Origin of the sequence: Gallibacterium faecale (assembly GCF_027920745.1) — a bacterium.
Classification (GTDB): domain Bacteria; phylum Pseudomonadota; class Gammaproteobacteria; order Enterobacterales; family Pasteurellaceae; genus Gallibacterium; species Gallibacterium faecale.
Map to the genome: position 1 here is coordinate 1 of NZ_JAQIBB010000023.1, position 19,601 is coordinate 19,601.

The 19,601-nt window shown below is 37.3% G+C and carries 20 protein-coding genes and 5 tRNA genes; 16 read left to right on the top strand and 9 right to left on the bottom strand.

All coding sequences use genetic code 11. From position 1 onward, the window contains the following. Nucleotides 1-98 precede the first annotated feature (98 nt). From PF272_RS01660 to PF272_RS01670, 3 genes are read right to left on the bottom strand one after another with little or no spacing between them, the layout of a single operon-like run. Nucleotides 99-293, bottom strand: coding sequence for a hypothetical protein (locus PF272_RS01660; protein WP_271141394.1), 195 nt, complete (start codon nt 291-293; stop codon nt 99-101). A 2-nt stretch (nt 294-295) separates the two neighbouring features. Beyond that, complete coding sequence (locus PF272_RS01665; protein ID WP_271141395.1) at nt 296-2,263, bottom strand: Mu transposase C-terminal domain-containing protein; 1,968 nt, start codon at nt 2,261-2,263, stop codon at nt 296-298. An 8-nt stretch (nt 2,264-2,271) separates the two neighbouring features. After that, entirely contained in the window at nt 2,272-2,538 is a 267-nt protein-coding gene (locus tag PF272_RS01670; protein ID WP_271141396.1) for a helix-turn-helix domain-containing protein, read from the bottom strand. Between the two features lie 186 nt (nt 2,539-2,724). On the opposite strand from PF272_RS01670, the gene PF272_RS01675 reads away from it, so the two are divergent. The 10 genes from PF272_RS01675 (at nt 2,725) to cgtA (ending at nt 10,122) form a co-directional block, all read left to right on the top strand. Beyond that, complete coding sequence (locus PF272_RS01675) at nt 2,725-3,420, top strand: XRE family transcriptional regulator (protein ID WP_271141397.1); 696 nt, start codon at nt 2,725-2,727, stop codon at nt 3,418-3,420. Between the two features lie 224 nt (nt 3,421-3,644). Then, on the top strand, nt 3,645-3,833 hold the full coding sequence (locus PF272_RS01680) for a 5-deoxy-glucuronate isomerase (protein ID WP_413789411.1): 189 nt from the start codon (nt 3,645-3,647) through the stop codon (nt 3,831-3,833). Nucleotides 3,834-3,880: 47 nt separating this feature from the next. Continuing rightward, nucleotides 3,881-4,867 carry a TRAP transporter substrate-binding protein gene (locus PF272_RS01685; RefSeq protein ID WP_271141398.1) on the top strand — a complete coding sequence of 329 codons (987 nt, stop codon included), beginning with the start codon at nt 3,881-3,883 and terminating at the stop codon, nt 4,865-4,867. Nucleotides 4,868-4,933: 66 nt separating this feature from the next. Next, a complete protein-coding gene (locus PF272_RS01690) occupies nt 4,934-5,419 on the top strand; it encodes a TRAP transporter small permease (RefSeq protein WP_271141399.1) in 486 nt (161 codons plus the stop codon). A gap of 22 nt (nt 5,420-5,441) precedes the next feature. After that, nucleotides 5,442-6,749 (top strand): TRAP transporter large permease, encoded by a 1,308-nt coding sequence (locus PF272_RS01695; protein ID WP_271141400.1) that lies wholly within the window; start codon nt 5,442-5,444, stop codon nt 6,747-6,749. Nucleotides 6,750-6,775: 26 nt separating this feature from the next. After that, complete coding sequence (locus PF272_RS01700) at nt 6,776-7,192, top strand: YgjV family protein (RefSeq protein WP_271141401.1); 417 nt, start codon at nt 6,776-6,778, stop codon at nt 7,190-7,192. Nucleotides 7,193-7,409: 217 nt separating this feature from the next. Continuing rightward, nucleotides 7,410-7,646, top strand: coding sequence for a 50S ribosomal protein L28 (gene rpmB / locus PF272_RS01705; protein ID WP_065234023.1), 237 nt, complete (start codon nt 7,410-7,412; stop codon nt 7,644-7,646). A gap of 11 nt (nt 7,647-7,657) precedes the next feature. After that, nucleotides 7,658-7,828, top strand: a complete 171-nt coding sequence (gene rpmG / locus PF272_RS01710) for a 50S ribosomal protein L33 (protein WP_065234024.1) — start codon at nt 7,658-7,660, stop codon at nt 7,826-7,828. A 167-nt stretch (nt 7,829-7,995) separates the two neighbouring features. Continuing rightward, nucleotides 7,996-8,949 carry a DMT family transporter gene (locus tag PF272_RS01715; protein ID WP_271141402.1) on the top strand — a complete coding sequence of 318 codons (954 nt, stop codon included), beginning with the start codon at nt 7,996-7,998 and terminating at the stop codon, nt 8,947-8,949. A gap of 3 nt (nt 8,950-8,952) precedes the next feature. Beyond that, on the top strand, nt 8,953-10,122 hold the full coding sequence (gene cgtA / locus PF272_RS01720) for an Obg family GTPase CgtA (protein WP_271141403.1): 1,170 nt from the start codon (nt 8,953-8,955) through the stop codon (nt 10,120-10,122). Nucleotides 10,123-10,148: 26 nt separating this feature from the next. Here cgtA and murQ read toward each other — a convergent pair whose 3' ends face one another. From murQ to PF272_RS01750, 6 genes are all read right to left on the bottom strand, one after another. Next, complete coding sequence (murQ, locus tag PF272_RS01725; protein WP_271141404.1) at nt 10,149-11,072, bottom strand: N-acetylmuramic acid 6-phosphate etherase; 924 nt, start codon at nt 11,070-11,072, stop codon at nt 10,149-10,151. Between the two features lie 9 nt (nt 11,073-11,081). Next, complete coding sequence (locus tag PF272_RS01730) at nt 11,082-12,203, bottom strand: anhydro-N-acetylmuramic acid kinase (RefSeq protein ID WP_271141405.1); 1,122 nt, start codon at nt 12,201-12,203, stop codon at nt 11,082-11,084. Nucleotides 12,204-12,307: 104 nt separating this feature from the next. Beyond that, nucleotides 12,308-12,383: transfer RNA gene (locus PF272_RS01735), tRNA-Val, on the bottom strand. A 32-nt stretch (nt 12,384-12,415) separates the two neighbouring features. Then, a tRNA-Val gene (locus PF272_RS01740) sits at nt 12,416-12,491 on the bottom strand. A 29-nt stretch (nt 12,492-12,520) separates the two neighbouring features. Then, a tRNA-Val gene (locus tag PF272_RS01745) sits at nt 12,521-12,596 on the bottom strand. Nucleotides 12,597-12,617: 21 nt separating this feature from the next. Further along, nucleotides 12,618-12,693, bottom strand: a tRNA-Val gene (locus PF272_RS01750). 179 nt (nt 12,694-12,872) lie between these two features. Here PF272_RS01750 and gltX point away from each other — a divergent pair. From gltX to alsB, 6 genes are all read left to right on the top strand, one after another. After that, on the top strand, nt 12,873-14,321 hold the full coding sequence (gene gltX, locus PF272_RS01755) for a glutamate--tRNA ligase (protein WP_271141406.1): 1,449 nt from the start codon (nt 12,873-12,875) through the stop codon (nt 14,319-14,321). A gap of 104 nt (nt 14,322-14,425) precedes the next feature. Then, nucleotides 14,426-14,501: transfer RNA gene (locus tag PF272_RS01760), tRNA-Ala, on the top strand. A gap of 169 nt (nt 14,502-14,670) precedes the next feature. Then, entirely contained in the window at nt 14,671-16,602 is a 1,932-nt protein-coding gene (gene speA / locus PF272_RS01765) for a biosynthetic arginine decarboxylase (RefSeq protein WP_156545357.1), read from the top strand. 5 nt (nt 16,603-16,607) lie between these two features. Further along, nucleotides 16,608-17,525 carry an agmatinase gene (gene speB / locus PF272_RS01770; protein ID WP_271141407.1) on the top strand — a complete coding sequence of 306 codons (918 nt, stop codon included), beginning with the start codon at nt 16,608-16,610 and terminating at the stop codon, nt 17,523-17,525. A gap of 264 nt (nt 17,526-17,789) precedes the next feature. Beyond that, nucleotides 17,790-18,641: a transcriptional repressor AlsR gene (gene alsR / locus PF272_RS01775; RefSeq protein WP_271141408.1), complete on the top strand. Its 852-nt coding sequence runs from the start codon at nt 17,790-17,792 to the stop codon at nt 18,639-18,641. Nucleotides 18,642-18,651: 10 nt separating this feature from the next. After that, entirely contained in the window at nt 18,652-19,590 is a 939-nt protein-coding gene (gene alsB, locus PF272_RS01780) for a D-allose transporter substrate-binding protein (protein ID WP_271141409.1), read from the top strand. Nucleotides 19,591-19,601: the final 11 nt, after the last annotated feature.

Here is a 19,601-nt window from a genome sequence, read left to right on the forward strand (position 1 = left end):
CGTTTTACCCAAACCTGCTGCACCGGTGATAACATTAATGTCGCCCTCAACATGAGCAAAATGCACAACATCTTGGCAACGGCGAGCTGCAAACGTCATCACAAAGGTTGCGTTAAACTGACGCTCTGACGTTCGAGTAAGCGTTTGACCGCTTCGTCAACATCATCAGTTCGTCCCGCATAAGTGCCCTTTAAATATTGATTAATTACCGCCACACTTTTACCCAACGCTTTAGCGACTTGTGTTTGTGTTGACCTCGTTTGTTCCATGTAATGCAATAATTGTTCTTTCATCTTTATGCTCCCATTGCTTTTTTGCGTTGATATTCAAGCTCTGACGGCAGTATTGCGACCCGTTCTTCGTTTTTCTGTTTTATGACTTGGTTTAAACCGTGCAATAAATCAGTACTTGGTTGATGTTCAATCGTAATAACTGGATTGGCTTCAGCTCTGATTTCATCGACTTGTTCTTGTTTAAGTTTCATTCGGCGTTGATGACGTTCTTTGCGAGCTTTATCCACAAACGTTTCAGCAAATGCGGCACGTTTATTACCGTTCCAGATAGCTTCACAAAGATAAGTGCCGTCTTGTTTGCGGATAATCACACTGTTGGCGTCGTGGATATCAAACGCAACAACCACTTTTTCGCCGTCAACATCCAGCAATCTTTGACTAAAGTAATCGTTGTTAAAGAGTGATACCCAACCACGTTGAGCAACACGCAACACTTGCGGTCTAAACATATCGCGAGCTTCAATCGGCGTAACTCTAATAATGTCGTCATCATTTAATAACTGTTGACGTTTACGAGCGGGCGTCATACCGATTTCGCGGTGGATATGTTCGTTGTTGTACCAATCCACCCCAATTTGCACCGCATCGATAAACTGTTGCCAGGTTGGCAATTTGCCTTTTGCCCACTGCTGTTTATCGGTTAATTCGGTTCGTCCATCTCTTAAAGCCTTGTCTAAACTAATGACAGCGGTTGAGGTTTTACGCACTGTTTCGCGGTCTGCTCCTGTGCCGTGATAAGTGGCAAATTGGCGAGCAATGCGTAACGCTAAGGTTTGGTTTACACGTTCAATAATCCCACGTGCCTGCGGATTACCCGGTATCCCGGTTTGGTGATTAATACCTAGTCTTGGTAAAATCCCTGTAATGTCTGCATCTAACATCCAGTTTTTCTCACCACCACCGTTATCTGAGTAGTAAATTGCCGGGATACCGTGTTTTTCGACACCGTAGCGGATTGCGTCAGCCACAGCTAAACAGTTTTCCGCGAGTGATACCGACCAACCAACAATAAAGCGACTTGCGGTATCCATCACTAAGGTTAATTCAGGGATAAACGGGCGACCGTGTTCAAGGTGAGCAACTTTCATCTTCATTGAATGACCATCACCAACCCAGACATCATTGGCTCTTAATACTGACCAGTCGCGTTTTACATAGGTATTTAATGCACGTAATTCCGCACCCGTTTTACGTCCAATCGCTCGCATATACGGATTAAGTTTTTTCAATCCACGTCTTACAGCAGAGAGCGATGGCAAAATTTCAAGCATATAAGGCTGATCTGCATAATGTTCCGCTGCTTGTGAGATATATTGAGTATAGGCTTCGGCAATATTGACGCCGTTCGTGTTGCGATACACCGCTAAAAAGTGTGGCAACCAAACCAACTCATTGAGCTCTTTTTCTCGTCTTTGTAGAGGAGCAAGACGTTGTAATCTTTCGGCTGGGGTTTTACATTTTTCGTAATCAAGTACCCATTGATTGAGAGTTCTAGTAGAGAGCGTTCTATTACTTTTACCATCTTTATTACGTGCATTAGCAATATTGACTAACTCTTGTACGTGTTCAGGTAGCGTATTTTGTTTTGCCTGTTCGCAAAAATATTGGATTGCTTTATAACGTACATGTAATTGTTCCAACTGTTTTACATAAGCAACGATAGCCATTCTTGCATCAGCGATAGCACGTTGTTTATCTGTAAGCTCATCTATATTTACAGGCTTAGTAACAACTTCACTTTTTGGTTTTGTCATTACTGATACAGCAAGTTTTTGTTTAATTTCATCTTGCACGTCTCGAGGTAATGATGCTAATTCATATTCATAACCACCACCTTTACCAACTCGTTTACGACCAATCCAAAATTGTTTTTTAGCTTGATGATTTACTCCTTGCCTTGTATTAGGTAAACAGGCTAAACTTAAATTAGCTAATTCAGTGGCGGTGTAATGCGTTTTTAGGTTATTCATGTTTTTTCTTAACCTCTATTCGCGTACTTTTTACTTTTACGGTGAGCATAACGTTCTGGCCAGATTTTCTCTGGTGGTTCGCCAATAGCTTCCGCAATAATGCGTTCTCCTTTTAACCAAGGTCGATCAAAAGCATTTTTTAAAGTACTGCCATTGCTATATCCGTGATATAGAGATAGTTGTCTTAAAGACCATCCTTTTTTAGCTAATGCAGCTTTGATGTCTTCCCTATGCCAATCAAAAGCTGCTTTTTTATCGTTAATTAATGTCCGCATTAGATAACTCCTTTCGTTTAATCTATGCGGTAAACATATACCTGTTTTCAGGTAAAGCAAGCTGTAAAACAACTCTTTTACAGTTAAAAAATAATAAAATTAACCTGTAATTTGGTAATTTATTGATTTTCAAACAAATTTTTTAACTGTAAAAAGTGAAAAAATAAATGTAGAGATTTTCTGGTTATGGATTTTAACTGTAAAAAGGTTAATGGATTAGGTGAACGCATTAGGAATTGCCGAGAAATAGCTAAATTGTCTAGGGCAGCAGTATCTGAAAGATTAAATGTTGCAACATCAACTTTGCAAGCATGGGAAAGTGGGGAGAGAGAACCTCCTGCTTCAGGGATAGTTGGTCTAGCAGAAATACTAAACACTTCAATAAATTATTTACTGTATGGGGTAGAGTTACAAAATACCGATATTCAGGTAAATACAACACCAGATGTATTACAAGACGAATATGATGGCTCCGTATGTATAAATGATTATAGGAATATTTTCGTTTCGGCTGGCTTTGGGCGATTTAACGAAGAAGTGAGAAACCCTGACTATGTTCGTATTGATTCTAACTGGGTAAAAAGTAGGGGGTTTAAAGCCAGTGAATTAGCTATGTTCAAAGTTAGTGGGGATAGCATGTACCCTACACTCAAAGATGAAGAAGATATTATTATTCATACTGCACAGAAAAAACTCAAAGAAGGGAAAATATATGTCATTAATCATCAAGGAGCAATGTGGGTTAAAAAAATTAGATTTGAACTAAGTGGTGTTAAGTTAATTAGTGATAACCCAATGTATCCACCAATCCCATTAACTTGGGATGAAGCTAACGCTTTAATTGTTATTGGGCAAGTTGTTAGAGGATATAGAGATTTTTAAAATTTAAAAGTGATCACACGATTTTTAAAAACAGATTAAAACGTTTTTAAACGTGGATCACTTTATGCAAAAAATAACGCATTTTTCGCTCATTTCTGATCAAATTCATTTCCTTTATATTTTGCATAAAATATCAAAGATTTCCACAGCAAGTCATTGTTTCCTTTAAATTTTTTTTCGACCAATTCATATTCTTTTTTTGTTTTTATTTTTATGCAAAATCAATCAGTACCCCACATGAGCCAACAGAAACTCGTCATATTGTAGTACGAGATAAACAATTAATTATTTCACCAAGCTGGTCAATTCATTCTGGTTGCGGTACGAAGAATTACAGCTTTGTTTGGGGTATGGCTGGCGAAAACCAAACTTTTGATGATATGGATTTTATTCCAATGCAAGAGTTACGTTAGCAATATTTCTTTATTTTTATACACACTATCCAATACAGGAGAGCAATATGAAAATCTTCAAATTATCAAAAAAAGCTACACTTTTAGCAACAGCCATTACAGCACTTTATTCTTCTTATGTTACCGCCGCAACAGAATTAAAAGTGGCTTTTAATCAGTCAGATAAACATCCGCAATATCAAGCATTAAAACAGTTTGGTGAAGATCTTGCAAAAGCGACCGATGGTCGTTACAAAGTGAGTGTATTTCCGAATGAATTATTAGGTGACCAACGTGCTTCATTAGAATTAGTACAAAATGGTGCTATTCAAATGGCTGTTGTTGCAAATCCATTAGTTGAAAATTTTGATAAAACATTTGCGGTATTGGGGATTCCTTATGTTTATGCAAATACAGCACACCAAGAAAAAGTCTTTACTTCTGGTATCTTAGATGAGTTATTTGCTTCAACCAAAAAATTCGGCTTTGAGGTATTAACCGCATATACCGCAGGTGCAAGAAGTCTTTATACCAAAGGCGCACCAATTAAAACAAAAGAAGATTTAAAAGGTAAGAAAATCCGTGTATTACAATCAGATACGATGATTAAGATGCTTGCTTGTATGGGTGGTACGGGTGTTCCGATGAACCAAGGTGAAGTTTACACTGCAATTCAACAAGGTGTATTAGATGGAGCAGAAAATAACGAAATTACCTATGCAGATTTAAAACAATATGAAGTCGCACCTTATTTCTCTCGTACAGGGCATTTACGCGTTGCTGACTTATTAGTCGTGAGTGAATCATTCTTATCTTCAATGACACCAGAAGATCAAGCTACTTTGAAAAAATTAGCGAAAGAAAGTACTAAAAAAGAATTTGAATTATGGAATGCTCAAATTAAAAAAGCGGAAGCTTTGGCTAAAGAAAAAGGTGCAACCTTTGTGGAAGTAGATACTACGCCATTCCAAGAAAGCTGCAAACCATTACAAGAAGAATTAATTAAGACGCCAACCCAAAAAGCGTTATACGAAAAGATTATCGCATTGAAATAAGCAAAAAAGAGGATAGGTGAAATATGCCTATCCTTATTTATTTGAGGCGATGCGTGGAGGTGTGTGGTGTTTAAAGCATTATTTGCAATTAAAAAGATACTGGATAAGGTCATTGAAGGAATCTGTATTTTCATTGTTGGTTTAATGACAATTCTGATTACTTATCAATTTGTTGTCCGTTATGTATTTAATAGTCCAAGTGCAGTTAGTGAAATTTTATCTCGTTATTTATTTGTTTGGTTAATTCTATTTGCGGGTGCTTATGTTTTTGGATTAAGAGAGCATATGGAAATTGGTTTCTTAAAAAATAAGCTTCCACCAAAATTACAAATTGTTGCTGATTCTATTTCAGAACTTGCGATTGCTGCATTTGCAATTGGAGTAATGATTATTGGTGGTTATAGCGCCACAGTTAGACAAATGTTTCAACTTGATTCGGCGTTACAAATTCCAATCGGTTTTATTTATTCAGCGATTCCAATTAGTGGTGGAATCATCGTTTTTTATTCAATCTGTAATTTAGTGAAATTTTATCAACGTCCAAAAGCGTAGATAGATCTAGAAGGAATATATTATGGATTTAGCAACAACTGCCGCCTTAATCATGCTTGTCGGCACAGTCTTTTTCTTAGTAATAGGTGCGCCTATTAGTATTAGTGTTGGAATTTCCTCTGTTGCTGCAATGTTAGCAATATTGCCGTTTCAAGGAGGAATGGTCACTTCTGCACAACGTATTTTTGTTGGCTTAGATTCTTTTGCCTTATTAGCAATACCATTTTTTATTTTAGCTGGAAATATAATGAATAGTGGTGGAATTGCTATCCGTTTAATTAATTTTGCTAAGATTTTTAGTCATTTCTTACCAGGTTCATTAGCACAAACCACAATAATTTCTAATATGTTATTCGGTTCTATTAGTGGATCTGGTGTTGCTTCTGCGGCAGCGGTGGGCGGAATCATGACGCCAATTGAGAAAAAAGAGGGATATGATCCACGCTATAGTGCAGCGGTAAATATTGCATCTGCACCAACGGGTATGTTGATTCCGCCAAGTAATACGGTGATTGTATATGCAACGGTTGCTGGAAGTGTATCTGTGTCTGCATTATTTATGGCAGGTTATTTACCAGGTATTCTATGGGGCGTTGCGGTGATGATTATAGCTGGATTCATGGCAAAGAAACGTGGATATGTGGCAAAAGAAAAAATCACCTGTGCTGAAAGTGTGAAAGTAGCGTTAGCAGCCATTCCAAGTCTTTCATTAGTTATTATTGTTATTGGAGGAATCTTGGCAGGAGTTTTCACTGCAACAGAAGCTTCTGCAATAGCGGTGGTTTACTCTTTATTTTTGAGTTTATGTTATCGTACATTCTCTCTTAAAATGTTACCGCAAATTTTCTTACAAACTGCAAAAATGTCTGCCATAGTGATTTTTATGTTGGCGACTTCATCAGTAATGTCGTGGGTAATGGCATTTACACAAATTCCTAATATGATCGCATCTGGATTATTGTCTGTTACCGATAATCCAATCTTAATTTTATTAATTATTAATGTGATTCTGTTGTTGGTGGGAACGTTTATGGATCCAACACCTGCCGTGTTGATCTTTACACCGATTTTCTTACCAATTTGTACCTCTTTAGGAATGAGTCCTGTACAATTCGGAATTTTACTCGTATTTAATCTTTCATTAGGTACAATTACCCCACCAGTTGGACCAATTCTATTTACTGGTTGTAAGGTAGGAAATGTTGAAATTGAGCAGGTAATCAAAACATTATTACCTTTCTTTTTCGCGATTTTCGTGACTTTAATGTTAGTGACTTATATTCCTGCTATTTCAATGTCTATTCCAGAGTTAATGGGATTAGTTAAATAAGAGGGATTCAGGGAGATTAATGCTATATGTTGGAGCAGCTGTTTAATCTACCGCACTTTCTCTTACTTGGCTCGCAGGTGTCGGCACTGAGTTCTCTGTTATCAGCGTGCCGTACGGCAACAGCGATCTATGTTTCTTCTAAATATGTAGCCCTGTTTTTTGTGATTATTGGGATTACATTTGGTTATGTTGTTTCAGATTCAATTTGGCAATTTTTTCCAATTTTAGGTACTACAATAGGAACAATTTCACTATTTCTATTGAAAGGAATTCCGATGCGATTATTAATGTTGGTTGGATCGGGGTGTTGGTTGACAAATAACATTATCGTGGGATCTTTGGGTGGAATTCTGCTCGAATCTACTGTGATAGTGATGAATTCAATCACTATTTTACGTTTAGTGTTACAAAATAAAGAAAAACAGCGAGTTATCTCTGAATAGAAGAAATTTAGGTAAAATATTCATCTTTTTAGCGATCTATTTTTATGATCAGGCTTGAGAAATCAAGATAAAGTGAGTATAATCCACGACCTTTAATATAGTTAGTAGCGGGTCGGGTTTCATACCTGACGAGGTAGCTAACAAATCTAAACCAATTAGAATGTTGGTAATCCGAACCGTAGAGCTTAAGCTTTAGTTAATTATTGGAGAATTACAAATGTCCAGAGTCTGTCAAGTAACAGGCAAACGCCCGGCAGTTGGTAACAATCGTTCACATGCGATGAATGCAACTCGTCGTCGTTTTTTACCAAACCTTCACACTCACCGTTTCTGGGTTGAAAGTGAAAACCGTTTCGTAACTTTACGCTTAACAGCGAAAGGTATGCGTATTATTGATAAAAAAGGCATCGATGCAGTTTTAGCTGATCTTCGTGCTAACGGCGAAAAAATCTAAGGAGCTGAAAAATGGCAGCAAAAGGTGCTCGTGAGAAAATCAAACTTGTTTCTACTGCAGAAACAGGTCATTTCTACACTACAACTAAAAATAAACGTAACATGCCAGAAAAAATGGAAATCAAAAAATATGATCCAGTTGTTCGTAAGCATGTTATTTATAAAGAAGCAAAAATTAAATAATCGCTTTTTTATAAGACACATTTTTTAAATTTAACTGCACCCAACGGTATTTACTGATGGGTGCAGTTTTTTATCTATTATGGAATAGCTTAATACTATTTCCTTCATTGAGTCAGAGTGTAATCGGTAGTATTCTGAACTATAACGTAAGTTATTAAGGAAAACTAATGAGGCAAGTCGAACGACCATTATCAGGTTTTTTATTGGCATTAACGACAGCGATTTGTTGGGGATCACTGCCGCTTGCTTTACAACGAGTATTAACCGTTTTAGATAGTTATACCATTGTATGGCTACGCTTTCTGATTGCGATGTTAGGTTTAGCAGTTATCTTAACGGTAATAAGGAAATTGCCAAAATTTAAGATTGCATTTAATCGCCGTTTTCGTTGGATTACCCTAGTAGGATGTATTGGGCTCGCTGTTAATTTTATCTTGTTTAATACATCGCTGGAGTATATTAACCCTTCTGTTTCTCAAGTTTTGGGGCAGGTATCGCCTTTCTTTATGATGTTGGCAGGGGTAATTATTTTTAAAGAGAAGTTAAAGTGGAACCAAAAATTAGGGGCAGTGTTACTATTTATTGGTTTATTAACTTTTTTTAATGAGCGTTTAATAGAATTATTTACCAGTTTAACGACCTATACCAAGGGTGTGCTAATTTGTGTTTCAGCGGCAATTATTTGGGTATCATATGCGATTGCACAAAAATTACTATTACGCCGTTTTAATTCACAACAAATTTTATTCATCTTTTATATTGGTGCAGCACTAATTTTTACGCCATTTAGTCGCCCGACAAGCCTATCGGGATTAAATTGGGTTACGGGATTATGTTTGGTCTATTGTTGTTTAAATACTTTAGTGGCATATGGTGCATATGCAGAAGCATTAAACCGCTGGGAAGTTGCAAAAGTCAGCTCAATTATCACGTTAACGCCGTTATTTACAATTGTCTTTGTTGAGATATTTCATCGTATGTTCCCTGATGTTGTTGCTGCATCTAACTTGAATTTTTTGGCATATGTCGGGGCATTTATTGTAGTATTAGGCGCATTGTGTTCAGCGGCGGGGCACAAATTAATTAAAACACGTCGGTTTGACGTCATAGGAGATAAATAAAGTATGAAGTTTATTGATGAAGCATTAATTAGAGTGGAAGCTGGTGATGGTGGTAATGGTTGTGTCAGCTTCCGCCGTGAAAAGTATATTCCAAAAGGTGGCCCTGATGGCGGTGATGGCGGTGATGGTGGTGATGTCTATTTAATTGCTGATGAAAACTTAAATACACTTGTTGATTACCGTTTTGAAAAGCGTTTTGCGGCTGGACGTGGTGAAAATGGCCGTAGTTCAAATTGTACAGGACATCGTGGTAATGATATTACATTACGTGTACCAGTCGGAACACGAGCAGTAGATAACGATACTCGTGAAGTGTTGGGCGATTTAACTGAACATAATATGAAACTACTCGTGGCAAAAGGTGGTTATCATGGTTTGGGAAATACACGTTTTAAATCTTCTGTGAATCGAGCACCACGCCAAAAAACTAATGGAACACCTGGTGAAAAGCGCGATTTACAATTAGAACTGATGCTATTAGCGGATGTAGGCATGTTAGGGTTGCCAAATGCAGGTAAATCAACGTTTATTCGTGCTGTATCCGCAGCGAAGCCAAAAGTAGCAGATTATCCATTTACAACATTGGTACCAAGCCTTGGTGTGGTGAAAATTGATGCCAATCGTAGTTTTGTGATTGCTGATATTCCTGGATTAATTGAAGGTGCTTCTGAAGGGGCAGGCTTAGGAACACGTTTCTTAAAGCACTTAGAGCGTTGTCGCGTATTAATTCATTTGGTTGATTTATTGCCAATTGATGAAAGTGATCCTGCAGATAATATTGCAATTATTGAAACAGAATTATTCCAATACAGTGAAAAATTAGCAGATAAACCTCGTTGGTTAGTATTTAATAAGATTGATACGATGGATGATGCAGAAGCACAACAACGAGCAGCTGATATTGTTGAACGTATTGGTTGGGAAGAGGATTATTATTTAATTTCTGCGGCGACAGGACGTAATGTACCTGATTTAGTACGCGATGTAATGGACTTTATTGAAGCAAATCCTCGTGAAAAAGCTGTTGTTCCTGAGAATGAAGAAGTTAAGTTTAAATGGGAAGACTATCATCAACAACAATTGGCAGATGCAGATATTGAGGATGACGATGATTGGGATGATGATTGGTCAGAAGAAGATGAGGAAGGGGTAGAGATCATCTATAAACCTTAAATGAATGAATTGATGTAAATGGCGGATTACTCCGCCATTTTTATTTGTTGTAATGCAGCTTTTAAATGACCTTGTGTCCCTTGTAATAATTGTTCTGCGTCTGAACGAGAGAGTTGACCTAAAATCATCATAATAGCCAGTTTGGCTTGATTATCGGCTAGTTTTAGGTAATGAGCTGCCGTTTGTTGATCACAATCTGTTGCTTGCATCACAATCTTCACGGCACGATGGCGTAACTTTTCATTTGTTGCTTGTACATCAACCATTAAGTTTTGATAACACTTACCCATTTGTACCATACTTGCTGTGGAGAGCATATTGAGAACCATTTTTTGTGCAGTACCTGCCTTTAAGCGTGAAGAACCAGTTAATATTTCTGCACCTACAACGGGGGTAATTGCGATATCAGCGATTTTTGCCATAGCAGAATTTGGATTACAACTTATGGCAATTGTTGTAGCTCCGATTTGTTTTGCGTATTTTAGTCCACCTAACACATAGGGTGTTCTGCCACTAACCGCTAAGCCCACTAAAATATCTTTTTCTGAACATTGTAACTGTTGAAGATCAGTTTCTCCGGCACGTTCATTATCTTCGGCATTTTCAACTGCTTGGCGAATAGCAGTATCACCACCAGCAATAATACCGATAACTTGTGTTGGCTTGACACCAAACGTAGGTGGACATTCCGAGGCATCTAAAACACCAAGACGACCGCTTGTACCAGCCCCTTGATAAATTAAACGACCACCGTGGCGAAATGCTTTCACAATTGCATCAACGGCCAAGGCAATGTAAGGAAGCTGTGATTGTACGGCTAAAGCGACTTGTTGATCTTCATTATTCATTAGTGTGACTAATTCGAGTGAAGACAGCTGATCGAGATGCCAAGAGTTGGGATTACGTTGTTCAGAGGTTAATTGATCAAGTGTATGAGTAAGAGAAGACATATTATTTCCCTAAGAAAAGAAAGTATCGGCTAAATGAATTGCTCCTAGAATAGCAGGCTGTGATGCACCAGTAACCGCAGGTAGATTTCCTGGTTGATGATGCATAGTTTGATAGGCTAGCCAAGCAAAAGCAGTAGCTTCAACAAAATCAATATCAATGCCTTTGGCATTAGTGGTGAGAATTTGCCATTGTGGTAATAGGTATTGTAAGCGTTGCATTAATAATTGATTTTTAGCACCACCGCCACAGACCAGTAATTGATAAGGTTGTGATTCGGTTATTTGGGGTAATTGTTGTGCGATCGATTGTGCTGTTAATTCAACTAATGTAGCTTGAATATCAACAGGCGAGATAGGTGGTAATGAAGCCAGTTTCTGTTGTAACCAAGTTAGATTGAATAACTCTCTGCCGGTACTTTTGGGCGGTAATAGTTGAAAGTAATTTTCATTAAGACAGGCTTTTAGAAGTGTATCATTTATTCTGCCCTGTGCAGCCCATTCTCCATTTTTGTCAAAGCGTTGCCCTTGGTGTTGTTGGATCCAATTATCAAGTAGCGTATTACCTGGACCTGTATCAAATCCAGCGACAGTACCATTAGGTGGTAAGAGTGTAATATTACTGATTCCTCCGATATTCAGTACCACAGTAAATGCGTTAGGCTGTGAAAAAATTGCTTGATGAAAAGCAGGAACGAGTGGAGCACCTTGCCCACCATAAGCCATATCTTTACGGCGGAAATCTGTGATAGTCGTAATGCCTGTTTTGGCGGCAATTAAGTTACCGTCAACGAGCTGCATAGTAAAAGGATATTTTCCTTGTGGAGAATGCCAAACAGTTTGTCCGTGACAGCCAATCGCACAAATTTGTTGTGGTTTAAGTTTTGTAGTTTGTAATAAGTGCTGAATCTGTTCAATGTAACAGTAGGAAAGTTGTTGTTCGATTTCACCTAATTGCTGCAAATTTGTCTGACCTTGCATTAGTTTATTTAAGGTATGCCGTAATGAGTCTGGCATAGGGGAAAATTGCGTAGCAACCATGTGTGGTTGTTTATTTGTAAAATCCAGTAATGCAAGATCAATACCATCTAGGCTGGTACCTGACATAATGCCGATATAAAGAGAGGATTGCATATTATTATTTATAACTATGTAATGAAAAAAACGAAGTTATTATAAACAATAAATTTGTGTGTTGTTTAGAAAACGTAAATAAATGAATAAAGAGATAGAGAAGATGGTGGGCGATACCGGTCTCGAACCAGTGACCCCCTCCTTGTAAGGGAGGTGCTCTCCCAACTGAGCTAATCGCCCGAATAGAAAATATTCGTTGCTATTAACAAGCGTGGTGGGCGATACCGGTCTCGAACCAGTGACCCCCTCCTTGTAAGGGAGGTGCTCTCCCAACTGAGCTAATCGCCCACGCTGTTAATCTTGGGTGATGTCATAAGTGGTGGGCGATACCGGTCTCGAACCAGTGACCCCCTCCTTGTAAGGGAGGTGCTCTCCCAACTGAGCTAATCGCCCTTATGACAAAAAAACAAAATATGGTGGGCGATACCGGTCTCGAACCAGTGACCCCCTCCTTGTAAGGGAGGTGCTCTCCCAACTGAGCTAATCGCCCATATTTTGTGTTCGAGGCATTATAATTATAATTTATAAGCAGTCAATCGCTTTTTATAGCTTTAGTGTTAATTGTTGTAAAAGTAAGCATAAAATAGAACTTTTTGTTAAGAATCACGCCAAGTCGTAGTAAAATAACGCGGTTTTTTGACATTGAATTATGATTAATAGGCAAAGACGATGGAAATCAAAAGTTTATTTAATTTAGATCCTAATGTGAAAGTGCGTACTCGTTTTGCCCCGAGTCCAACAGGTTATTTGCATGTAGGTGGTGCAAGAACAGCACTTTATTCTTGGTTATATGCAAAACATAATCAAGGTGAGTTTGTATTACGCATTGAAGATACTGATTTAGAGCGTTCAACGCAACAAGCAACAGATGCTATTTTAGATAGTATGGCATGGTTAGGACTTTCTTGGGAACATGGTCCTTATTACCAAACCAAACGTTTTGATCGTTACAATCAAGTGATTGATCAAATGTTAGAACAAGGATTGGCATATCGTTGTTATTGTAGTAAAGAGCGTTTAGAAGCGTTAAGAGAAGAACAAGAAAAAAATAAAGAAAAACCGCGTTATGACCGTCATTGTTTACATGACGATAGCCATGATCCAAGTGAGCCGCATGTGGTGCGCTTTAAAAATCCTACTGAGGGTTCAGTTATTTTTGATGATGCAGTACGTGGTAAAATCGAAATCAGTAATAGCGAATTGGATGACTTAATTATTCGCCGTACTGATGGTTCTCCAACCTATAATTTCTGTGTCGTTGTGGATGACTGGGATATGGGAATTACCCATGTTATTCGTGGTGAGGATCATATTAATAATACACCTCGTCAAATTAATATCTTAAAAGCATTAAATGCACCTATTCCACAATATGCACATGTATCAATGATTCTTGGGGATGATGGACAAAAATTATCAAAACGTCATGGTGCAGTGAGTGTAATGCAGTATCGTGATGAAGGTTATTTACCAGAAGCACTATTGAATTATTTGGTGCGTTTAGGTTGGGGGCATGGCGATCAAGAAGTCTTTTCAATTGAAGAGATGATTGAGTATTTTGATATTCATGGAGTGAGCCGTTCTGCAAGTGCGTTTAATACAGAAAAATTGTTATGGTTAAATCATCACTATATTCGTGAGTTGCCAGCAGAAAAAGTAGCGAAGTATCTTGAATGGCATATGCAGGATCAAAATATTGATACTACTCATGGTCCAGCATTGACAGAGATTGTGAAGGCGTTAGGTGAGCGCTGTAAGACCTTAAAAGAAATGGTTGCTTCTAGTCGTTATTTCTATGAAGATTTTACTGAATTTGATGAAGCTGCCGCGAAAAAACATCTAAAATCTGCTGCTTTAGCACCATTATCTGAAGTATTAGAACAGTTAGATTTACTAGAAACATGGGAGGCTCATCAATTACACCAAATCATTGAGCAAACTGCGGCGAAATTAGAAATTGGTATGGGTAAAGTCGGTATGCCTTTACGTGTTGCTGTTACAGGTGCAGGACAATCGCCATCACTTGATATTACGATGGAGTTAATTGGTAAAACACGTTGTTTAGCCCGTATTCAACAAGCAATAGACTTTATTAAGAATAAAGCAGAAGCCGTATAATATGGTTTCTTTTTAGCCAAAAGGGAAGTCGAAATTCCTTTTTGGCTAAATTACATTGACATCCAGAAAGGTGACAATTAATATTAGCAACGTTCAATATATGTGGGGATATAGCTCAGTTGGGAGAGCGTTTGAATGGCATTCAAAAGGTCGTCGGTTCGATCCCGATTATCTCCACCATCCTAAATTCTTTTACTTCACTTATTTCTCTCCAAAAAATAATTTAGTCACTGATCCCTAGCATTGAAGATACTTTTGCTTTATTCTTGCATTTCTATTTTTTAGTCTAATGGCTATGTTATAGCTGTTCATTTTGCATACATTGTTCAAAATAAGGAGCCTTAAATCAGTGGAAAAAACTGTCCTCAATCCTGAACTCCAAGCTGTTTCTAGTAATGCTGATACTATTCGTGAAGCCTGCAATATTAATTATTGGGGAATGAATTACTACAATGTGGATGAGAATGGTGAAATTTATGTTTGCCCTAATCCAGAAAAGCCAAATAGCAGAGTGTCTTTAGCTAAATTAGCTGAAAATATGCAGCAGCAAGGTGCTCGCCTACCAACATTATTCTGTTTCCCACAAATTATTCAGCACAGACTTCGTTCTATTAATGCTGCTTTTGCTCAAGCAAGAGAGGAGTTTGGCTATGAAGGGAATTACTTTTTGGTTTATCCAATTAAAGTAAATCAGTATCGTCGGATTATTGAATCATTGATTACTTCAGGGCAACCACTAGGATTAGAGGCGGGATCTAAAGCTGAATTAATGGCTGTGCTGGCTCATGCGGGTCAAACTAAAACAGTGATTGTCTGTAATGGTTATAAAGATCGTGAATATATCCGTTTTGCGCTAATGGGAGAAAAATTAGGGCATAAAGTTTATTTGGTGATTGAGAAAATTTCTGAGATTTTCTTAGTATTGGAAGAGTCAAAGAAACTTAATGTGCGTCCTCGTTTAGGCGTAAGAGCAAGATTAGCTTCACAAGGTTCTGGAAAATGGCAATCCTCTGGTGGTGAAAAATCAAAATTCGGTTTATCTGCTTCTCAAGTATTAGAGTTAGTGAATTTATTGAAAGAACAATCAAGTTTGGATTGTTTACAGTTATTGCATTTCCACTTAGGTTCTCAACTAGGCAATATTCGTGATGTAGCAACGGGTGTACGTGAAAGTGCACGTTTTTATGTTGAATTACATCGTTTAGGGGTAAATATTCAGTGCTTTGATGTGGGTGGCGGTTTAGGTGTTGATTACGACGGTAATCGTACTGAATCTGATTGTTCAGTGAATTATGGGTTACGTGAATATGCTGAAACCGTAGTTTGGGGAATTGGGCAAGCTTGTCGAGAACATAATTTACCACACCCAACGATTATTACGGAATCAGGACGTGCAGTGACCGCACATCATGCAGTATTAGTATCTAATGTGATTGGGGTTGAACGCTATTTACCAACAGAATTGGCTCCGCCAAAAGAGAGTGATCCGCGTGTATTACACAGTATGTGGGAAACCTGGACAGATATTTTATCTTCGCGGGAAAAACGTTCTTTACGCAGTTGGATTCATGAGAGTCAATTCGACCTTTCTGATGTACATAACCAATATAACGTTGGTTTAATTAACTTAGAGCAACGTGCTTGGGCAGAGCAATTATATTTAAATATTTGTCATGAAGTAGGAGAGTTATTTAGTGAACGCCATCGTTCACACCGTACTATTATTGACGAATTACAAGAACGCTTTGCGGATAAACTTTACGTGAATTTTTCTTTATTTCAATCGCTACCAGATGCTTGGGGAATCGATCAATTATTTCCAGTATGTCCACTGACTCAATTAAATGAACCTGTGAGTCGTCGAGCAGTATTGTTAGATATTACTTGTGATTCGGATGGTACCATTGATCACTATATTGATGGTGACGGGATTACAACAACGATGCCAATGCCAAATTATGCAGTCGATAATCCACCGTTAGTCGGCTTCTTTATGGTGGGTGCATATCAAGAAATTTTAGGTAATATGCATAATTTATTTGGTGATACCACAACAATTGATATTGTGTTAGATGATCAAGGTGAAGTAAAAGTATTAGCGCATGATGCAGGTAATACAGTGGCGGATATGTTGCATTATGTGTATTTAGATCCTAAACAATTAATCGCGCGTTATCGTGAACAGATAGAACATTCAACATTACCAGCTTCGGAAGCCTTACAATTCTTAAAAGAGTTGGAAGATGGGTTAAACGGTTATACTTATTTGGAAGAAGAGTAAAGCGTATGTTTAATACACTTGGTCATAAAGAAGATATTTCATTAGTTTCTAATAATTTTGGCTTTTTGCGTTTGCCATTAAATTTTATGCCACAACAAAGTGATGCAGACTGGGTGATTACTGGAGTGCCTTTTGATGCCTCTGTATCAGGGCGTTCAGGGACACGCTTTGGTGCGGAGGCAATACGCCGTGCATCAGTTAATTTAGCGTGGGAACATTGCCGTTTCCCGTGGCATTTTGATGTTCGTGAAAAATTAAAGATTGTTGATTGTGGGGATTTAGTTTATTCCTACGGAGATAATCAAGATTTTGTTGAACAATTAGAAGCACACATCAGTTCGTTATTACAAGCCGGAAAACGTTGCTTAACGTTAGGTGGCGATCATTTTATTACGTTGCCTGTATTACGTGCATATGCCAAACAATTTGGTAAATTGGCAATGATCCATTTTGATGCACATACAGATACGTATGAAAATGGCAGTCGTTATGATCACGGTACGATGTTTTATCATGCCCCTAAAGAAGGGCTGATTGATCCTAAACATTCTATACAAATTGGGATTCGTACAGAATATGATCGTCATTTAGACTTTACTGTGTTAGATGCTCCATTAGTTAATGATCTTAGTGTAGAAGAGGTTGTTAACCGAATTAAACAGACAGTAGGTTCTGAATTACCAGTTTATTTAACCTTTGATATCGACTGTTTAGATCCAGCCTTTGCACCAGGTACAGGAACACCAGTGTGTGGCGGTTTAACCACCGATAAAGCATTAAAAATTTTACGTGGTTTGGCGGATGTGAATATTGTAGGAATGGATGTGGTAGAAGTATCTCCTGCGTATGATCAGTCTGATATTACAGCATTAGCAGGTGCAACAATCGCATTAGAAATGTTGTATTTGCAAGGTAGTAAATAGCAACATAATAGATAAAAAAGTGCATTTGTTTTATGCATGGCAAAGACAAATGTACTTTATTTATATGAAGCCTATAAGCTATATTCATTAATATTTTTATTGTCTTATATACCCATTCATTTTTAAATTTTTATCATCTTTTTTCTTATTTCAGAACAAACTTTATTAAAATTTTAATTTTGTGAAGTTGATCTCTTTTTAAAACCATTTTATATGGTATAAAGTGATTAATTTTTACAAAATTAAAATTTTTATAAAGTTTATATGAATACTGAAAATTCGATTATTCCTCAAATAAGAATGATGCAAGAGCAGATGACAGTGACAGAAAGAAAGGTTATTGATTATCTGCTAAGTCCTAGTAATTTTGAACAGCATACCTCATTAAAAGAAATTGCAGATAGATTGAGTGTTTCTGAAGCACTAATTGTTAAAGTAGCAAAAATTTTAGGTTTTAAAGGATTTAGAGAATTAAGAACTATTTTAGTGGAACAGTTACAATCTCAAGAGATAGGAAGCTTTGAATTATCCCAAAATGATAGTACTCAAGATTTAATTAATAAAGTATTTAATCTGTCATATCAAACAATCTCTGAGGGTAAATCTATTATTTCTCCTCTTATTATGGAACAGGCTGCAAAATGTTTTTTTGAAGCCAAGCAACGCGATCTCTATGCAGTTGGAGGTTCTAATACCATTTGTGATGATATATTTCATAAATTTTTACGTATTGGTGTACGTTGTAATAGTTATAGAGATATTCATTTGATGATGATGTCTGCCTCTTTGTTGACAAAAGATGATGTTGTATTAGTTGTGTCACATTCAGGAAAAACAAGTGATTTATTACGTGCTATAAAAATTGCAAAACAAAATGGGGCAAAAATTATTTGTATTACTCATAGTAATATTTCACCCATTGCAGCCCTTGCTGATTTTGTGATTTGCACACCTGCACCGAATACCCCTCTATTGGGTAAAAATGCATCTGCTCGGATTTTACAATTAATCCTAGTGGATGCTTTCTTTGTTTCTGTTGCTAAACAGGATCTTCAATTTTCAGAAAGAAATTTGGAGAAAACTTCACTAGTGACAGAATATTTTAGGCAAAAATGAGGACTAAATTATGAATAAACCAATGAAAAAATTTCTCACTTATTTTGCTGCTGCTGGTCTATTTTGCTCAATGAATAGCTTTGCAGCAGATTATGCGGTGATTTTAAAGACATTATCTAATCCATTTTGGGTAGGAATGAAGCAAGGTATTGAAGAACAAGCAAAAACAATGAATGTGGAAGTTGATGTTTTTGCTTCGCCGTCAGAAGGTGATTACCAATCACAGCTTCAATTATTTGAAGATTTGATTAATAAAAATTATAAGGGGATTGCATTTGCACCGCTTTCCCCAGCAAACCTTGTCATTCCTACAGCAAAAGCCTACCAGAAAGGTATCTATTTAGTCAATTTAGATGAAAAAATTGATTTAGATAATCTTCATAAAGCAAAAGGTAATGTAGAAGCTTTTATTACTACTGATAATGTTGCTGTTGGTGCAAAAGCTGCACAATTTATTGTCGATCAGTTAGGCTCACAAGGCGGGGAGGTTGCAATTATTGAAGGTAAAGCTGGAAATGCCTCTGGTGAAGCGAGACGCCGTGGAGCAAAAGAAGTTTTTGAGAAAAATCCACAAATTAAATTAGTTGCTAGTCAACCAGCAGACTGGGATCGCATTAAAGCATTAGATGTAGCGACAAATGTTCTTTCACGTAATCCAAACATTAAAGCTTTTTATGCGGCTAACGATACTATGGCAATGGGAGCAGCGCAAGCAGTAGCTAATGTTGGTAAATTAGATAAGGTTATTGTTGTTGGTACTGATGGTGTACCAGAAGCTAGAAAAATGGTTACTGAAGGAAAGTTAACGGCAACTGTAGCTCAAGATCCAGCTAAAATTGGAGCGAGGGGACTAGAATTATTAGTTGAATCTGTTAAATCAGGTAAAAAAATTACAGTCAATCAAGAACCAAAATTTGAAACAGTTGATTCTATCTTAATTACAAAATAAGCGTTTTTAAT

What these genes read in the sequence shown, in the direction of transcription:
- PF272_RS01660 (WP_271141394.1), bottom strand. Translation starts at nt 293, where the DNA reads ATGAAAGAACAATTATTGCATTACATGGAACAAACGAGGTCAACACAA.
- PF272_RS01665 (WP_271141395.1), bottom strand. Translation starts at nt 2,263, where the DNA reads ATGAATAACCTAAAAACGCATTACACCGCCACTGAATTAGCTAATTTA.
- PF272_RS01670 (WP_271141396.1), bottom strand. Translation starts at nt 2,538, where the DNA reads ATGCGGACATTAATTAACGATAAAAAAGCAGCTTTTGATTGGCATAGG.
- PF272_RS01675 (WP_271141397.1), top strand. Translation starts at nt 2,725, where the DNA reads ATGGATTTTAACTGTAAAAAGGTTAATGGATTAGGTGAACGCATTAGG.
- PF272_RS01685 (WP_271141398.1), top strand. Translation starts at nt 3,881, where the DNA reads ATGAAAATCTTCAAATTATCAAAAAAAGCTACACTTTTAGCAACAGCC.
- PF272_RS01695 (WP_271141400.1), top strand. Translation starts at nt 5,442, where the DNA reads ATGGATTTAGCAACAACTGCCGCCTTAATCATGCTTGTCGGCACAGTC.
- PF272_RS01700 (WP_271141401.1), top strand. Translation starts at nt 6,776, where the DNA reads ATGTTGGAGCAGCTGTTTAATCTACCGCACTTTCTCTTACTTGGCTCG.
- rpmB (WP_065234023.1), top strand. Translation starts at nt 7,410, where the DNA reads ATGTCCAGAGTCTGTCAAGTAACAGGCAAACGCCCGGCAGTTGGTAAC.
- rpmG (WP_065234024.1), top strand. Translation starts at nt 7,658, where the DNA reads ATGGCAGCAAAAGGTGCTCGTGAGAAAATCAAACTTGTTTCTACTGCA.
- PF272_RS01715 (WP_271141402.1), top strand. Translation starts at nt 7,996, where the DNA reads ATGAGGCAAGTCGAACGACCATTATCAGGTTTTTTATTGGCATTAACG.
- cgtA (WP_271141403.1), top strand. Translation starts at nt 8,953, where the DNA reads ATGAAGTTTATTGATGAAGCATTAATTAGAGTGGAAGCTGGTGATGGT.
- murQ (WP_271141404.1), bottom strand. Translation starts at nt 11,072, where the DNA reads ATGTCTTCTCTTACTCATACACTTGATCAATTAACCTCTGAACAACGT.
- PF272_RS01730 (WP_271141405.1), bottom strand. Translation starts at nt 12,203, where the DNA reads ATGCAATCCTCTCTTTATATCGGCATTATGTCAGGTACCAGCCTAGAT.
- gltX (WP_271141406.1), top strand. Translation starts at nt 12,873, where the DNA reads ATGGAAATCAAAAGTTTATTTAATTTAGATCCTAATGTGAAAGTGCGT.
- speB (WP_271141407.1), top strand. Translation starts at nt 16,608, where the DNA reads ATGTTTAATACACTTGGTCATAAAGAAGATATTTCATTAGTTTCTAAT.
- alsR (WP_271141408.1), top strand. Translation starts at nt 17,790, where the DNA reads ATGAATACTGAAAATTCGATTATTCCTCAAATAAGAATGATGCAAGAG.
- alsB (WP_271141409.1), top strand. Translation starts at nt 18,652, where the DNA reads ATGAATAAACCAATGAAAAAATTTCTCACTTATTTTGCTGCTGCTGGT.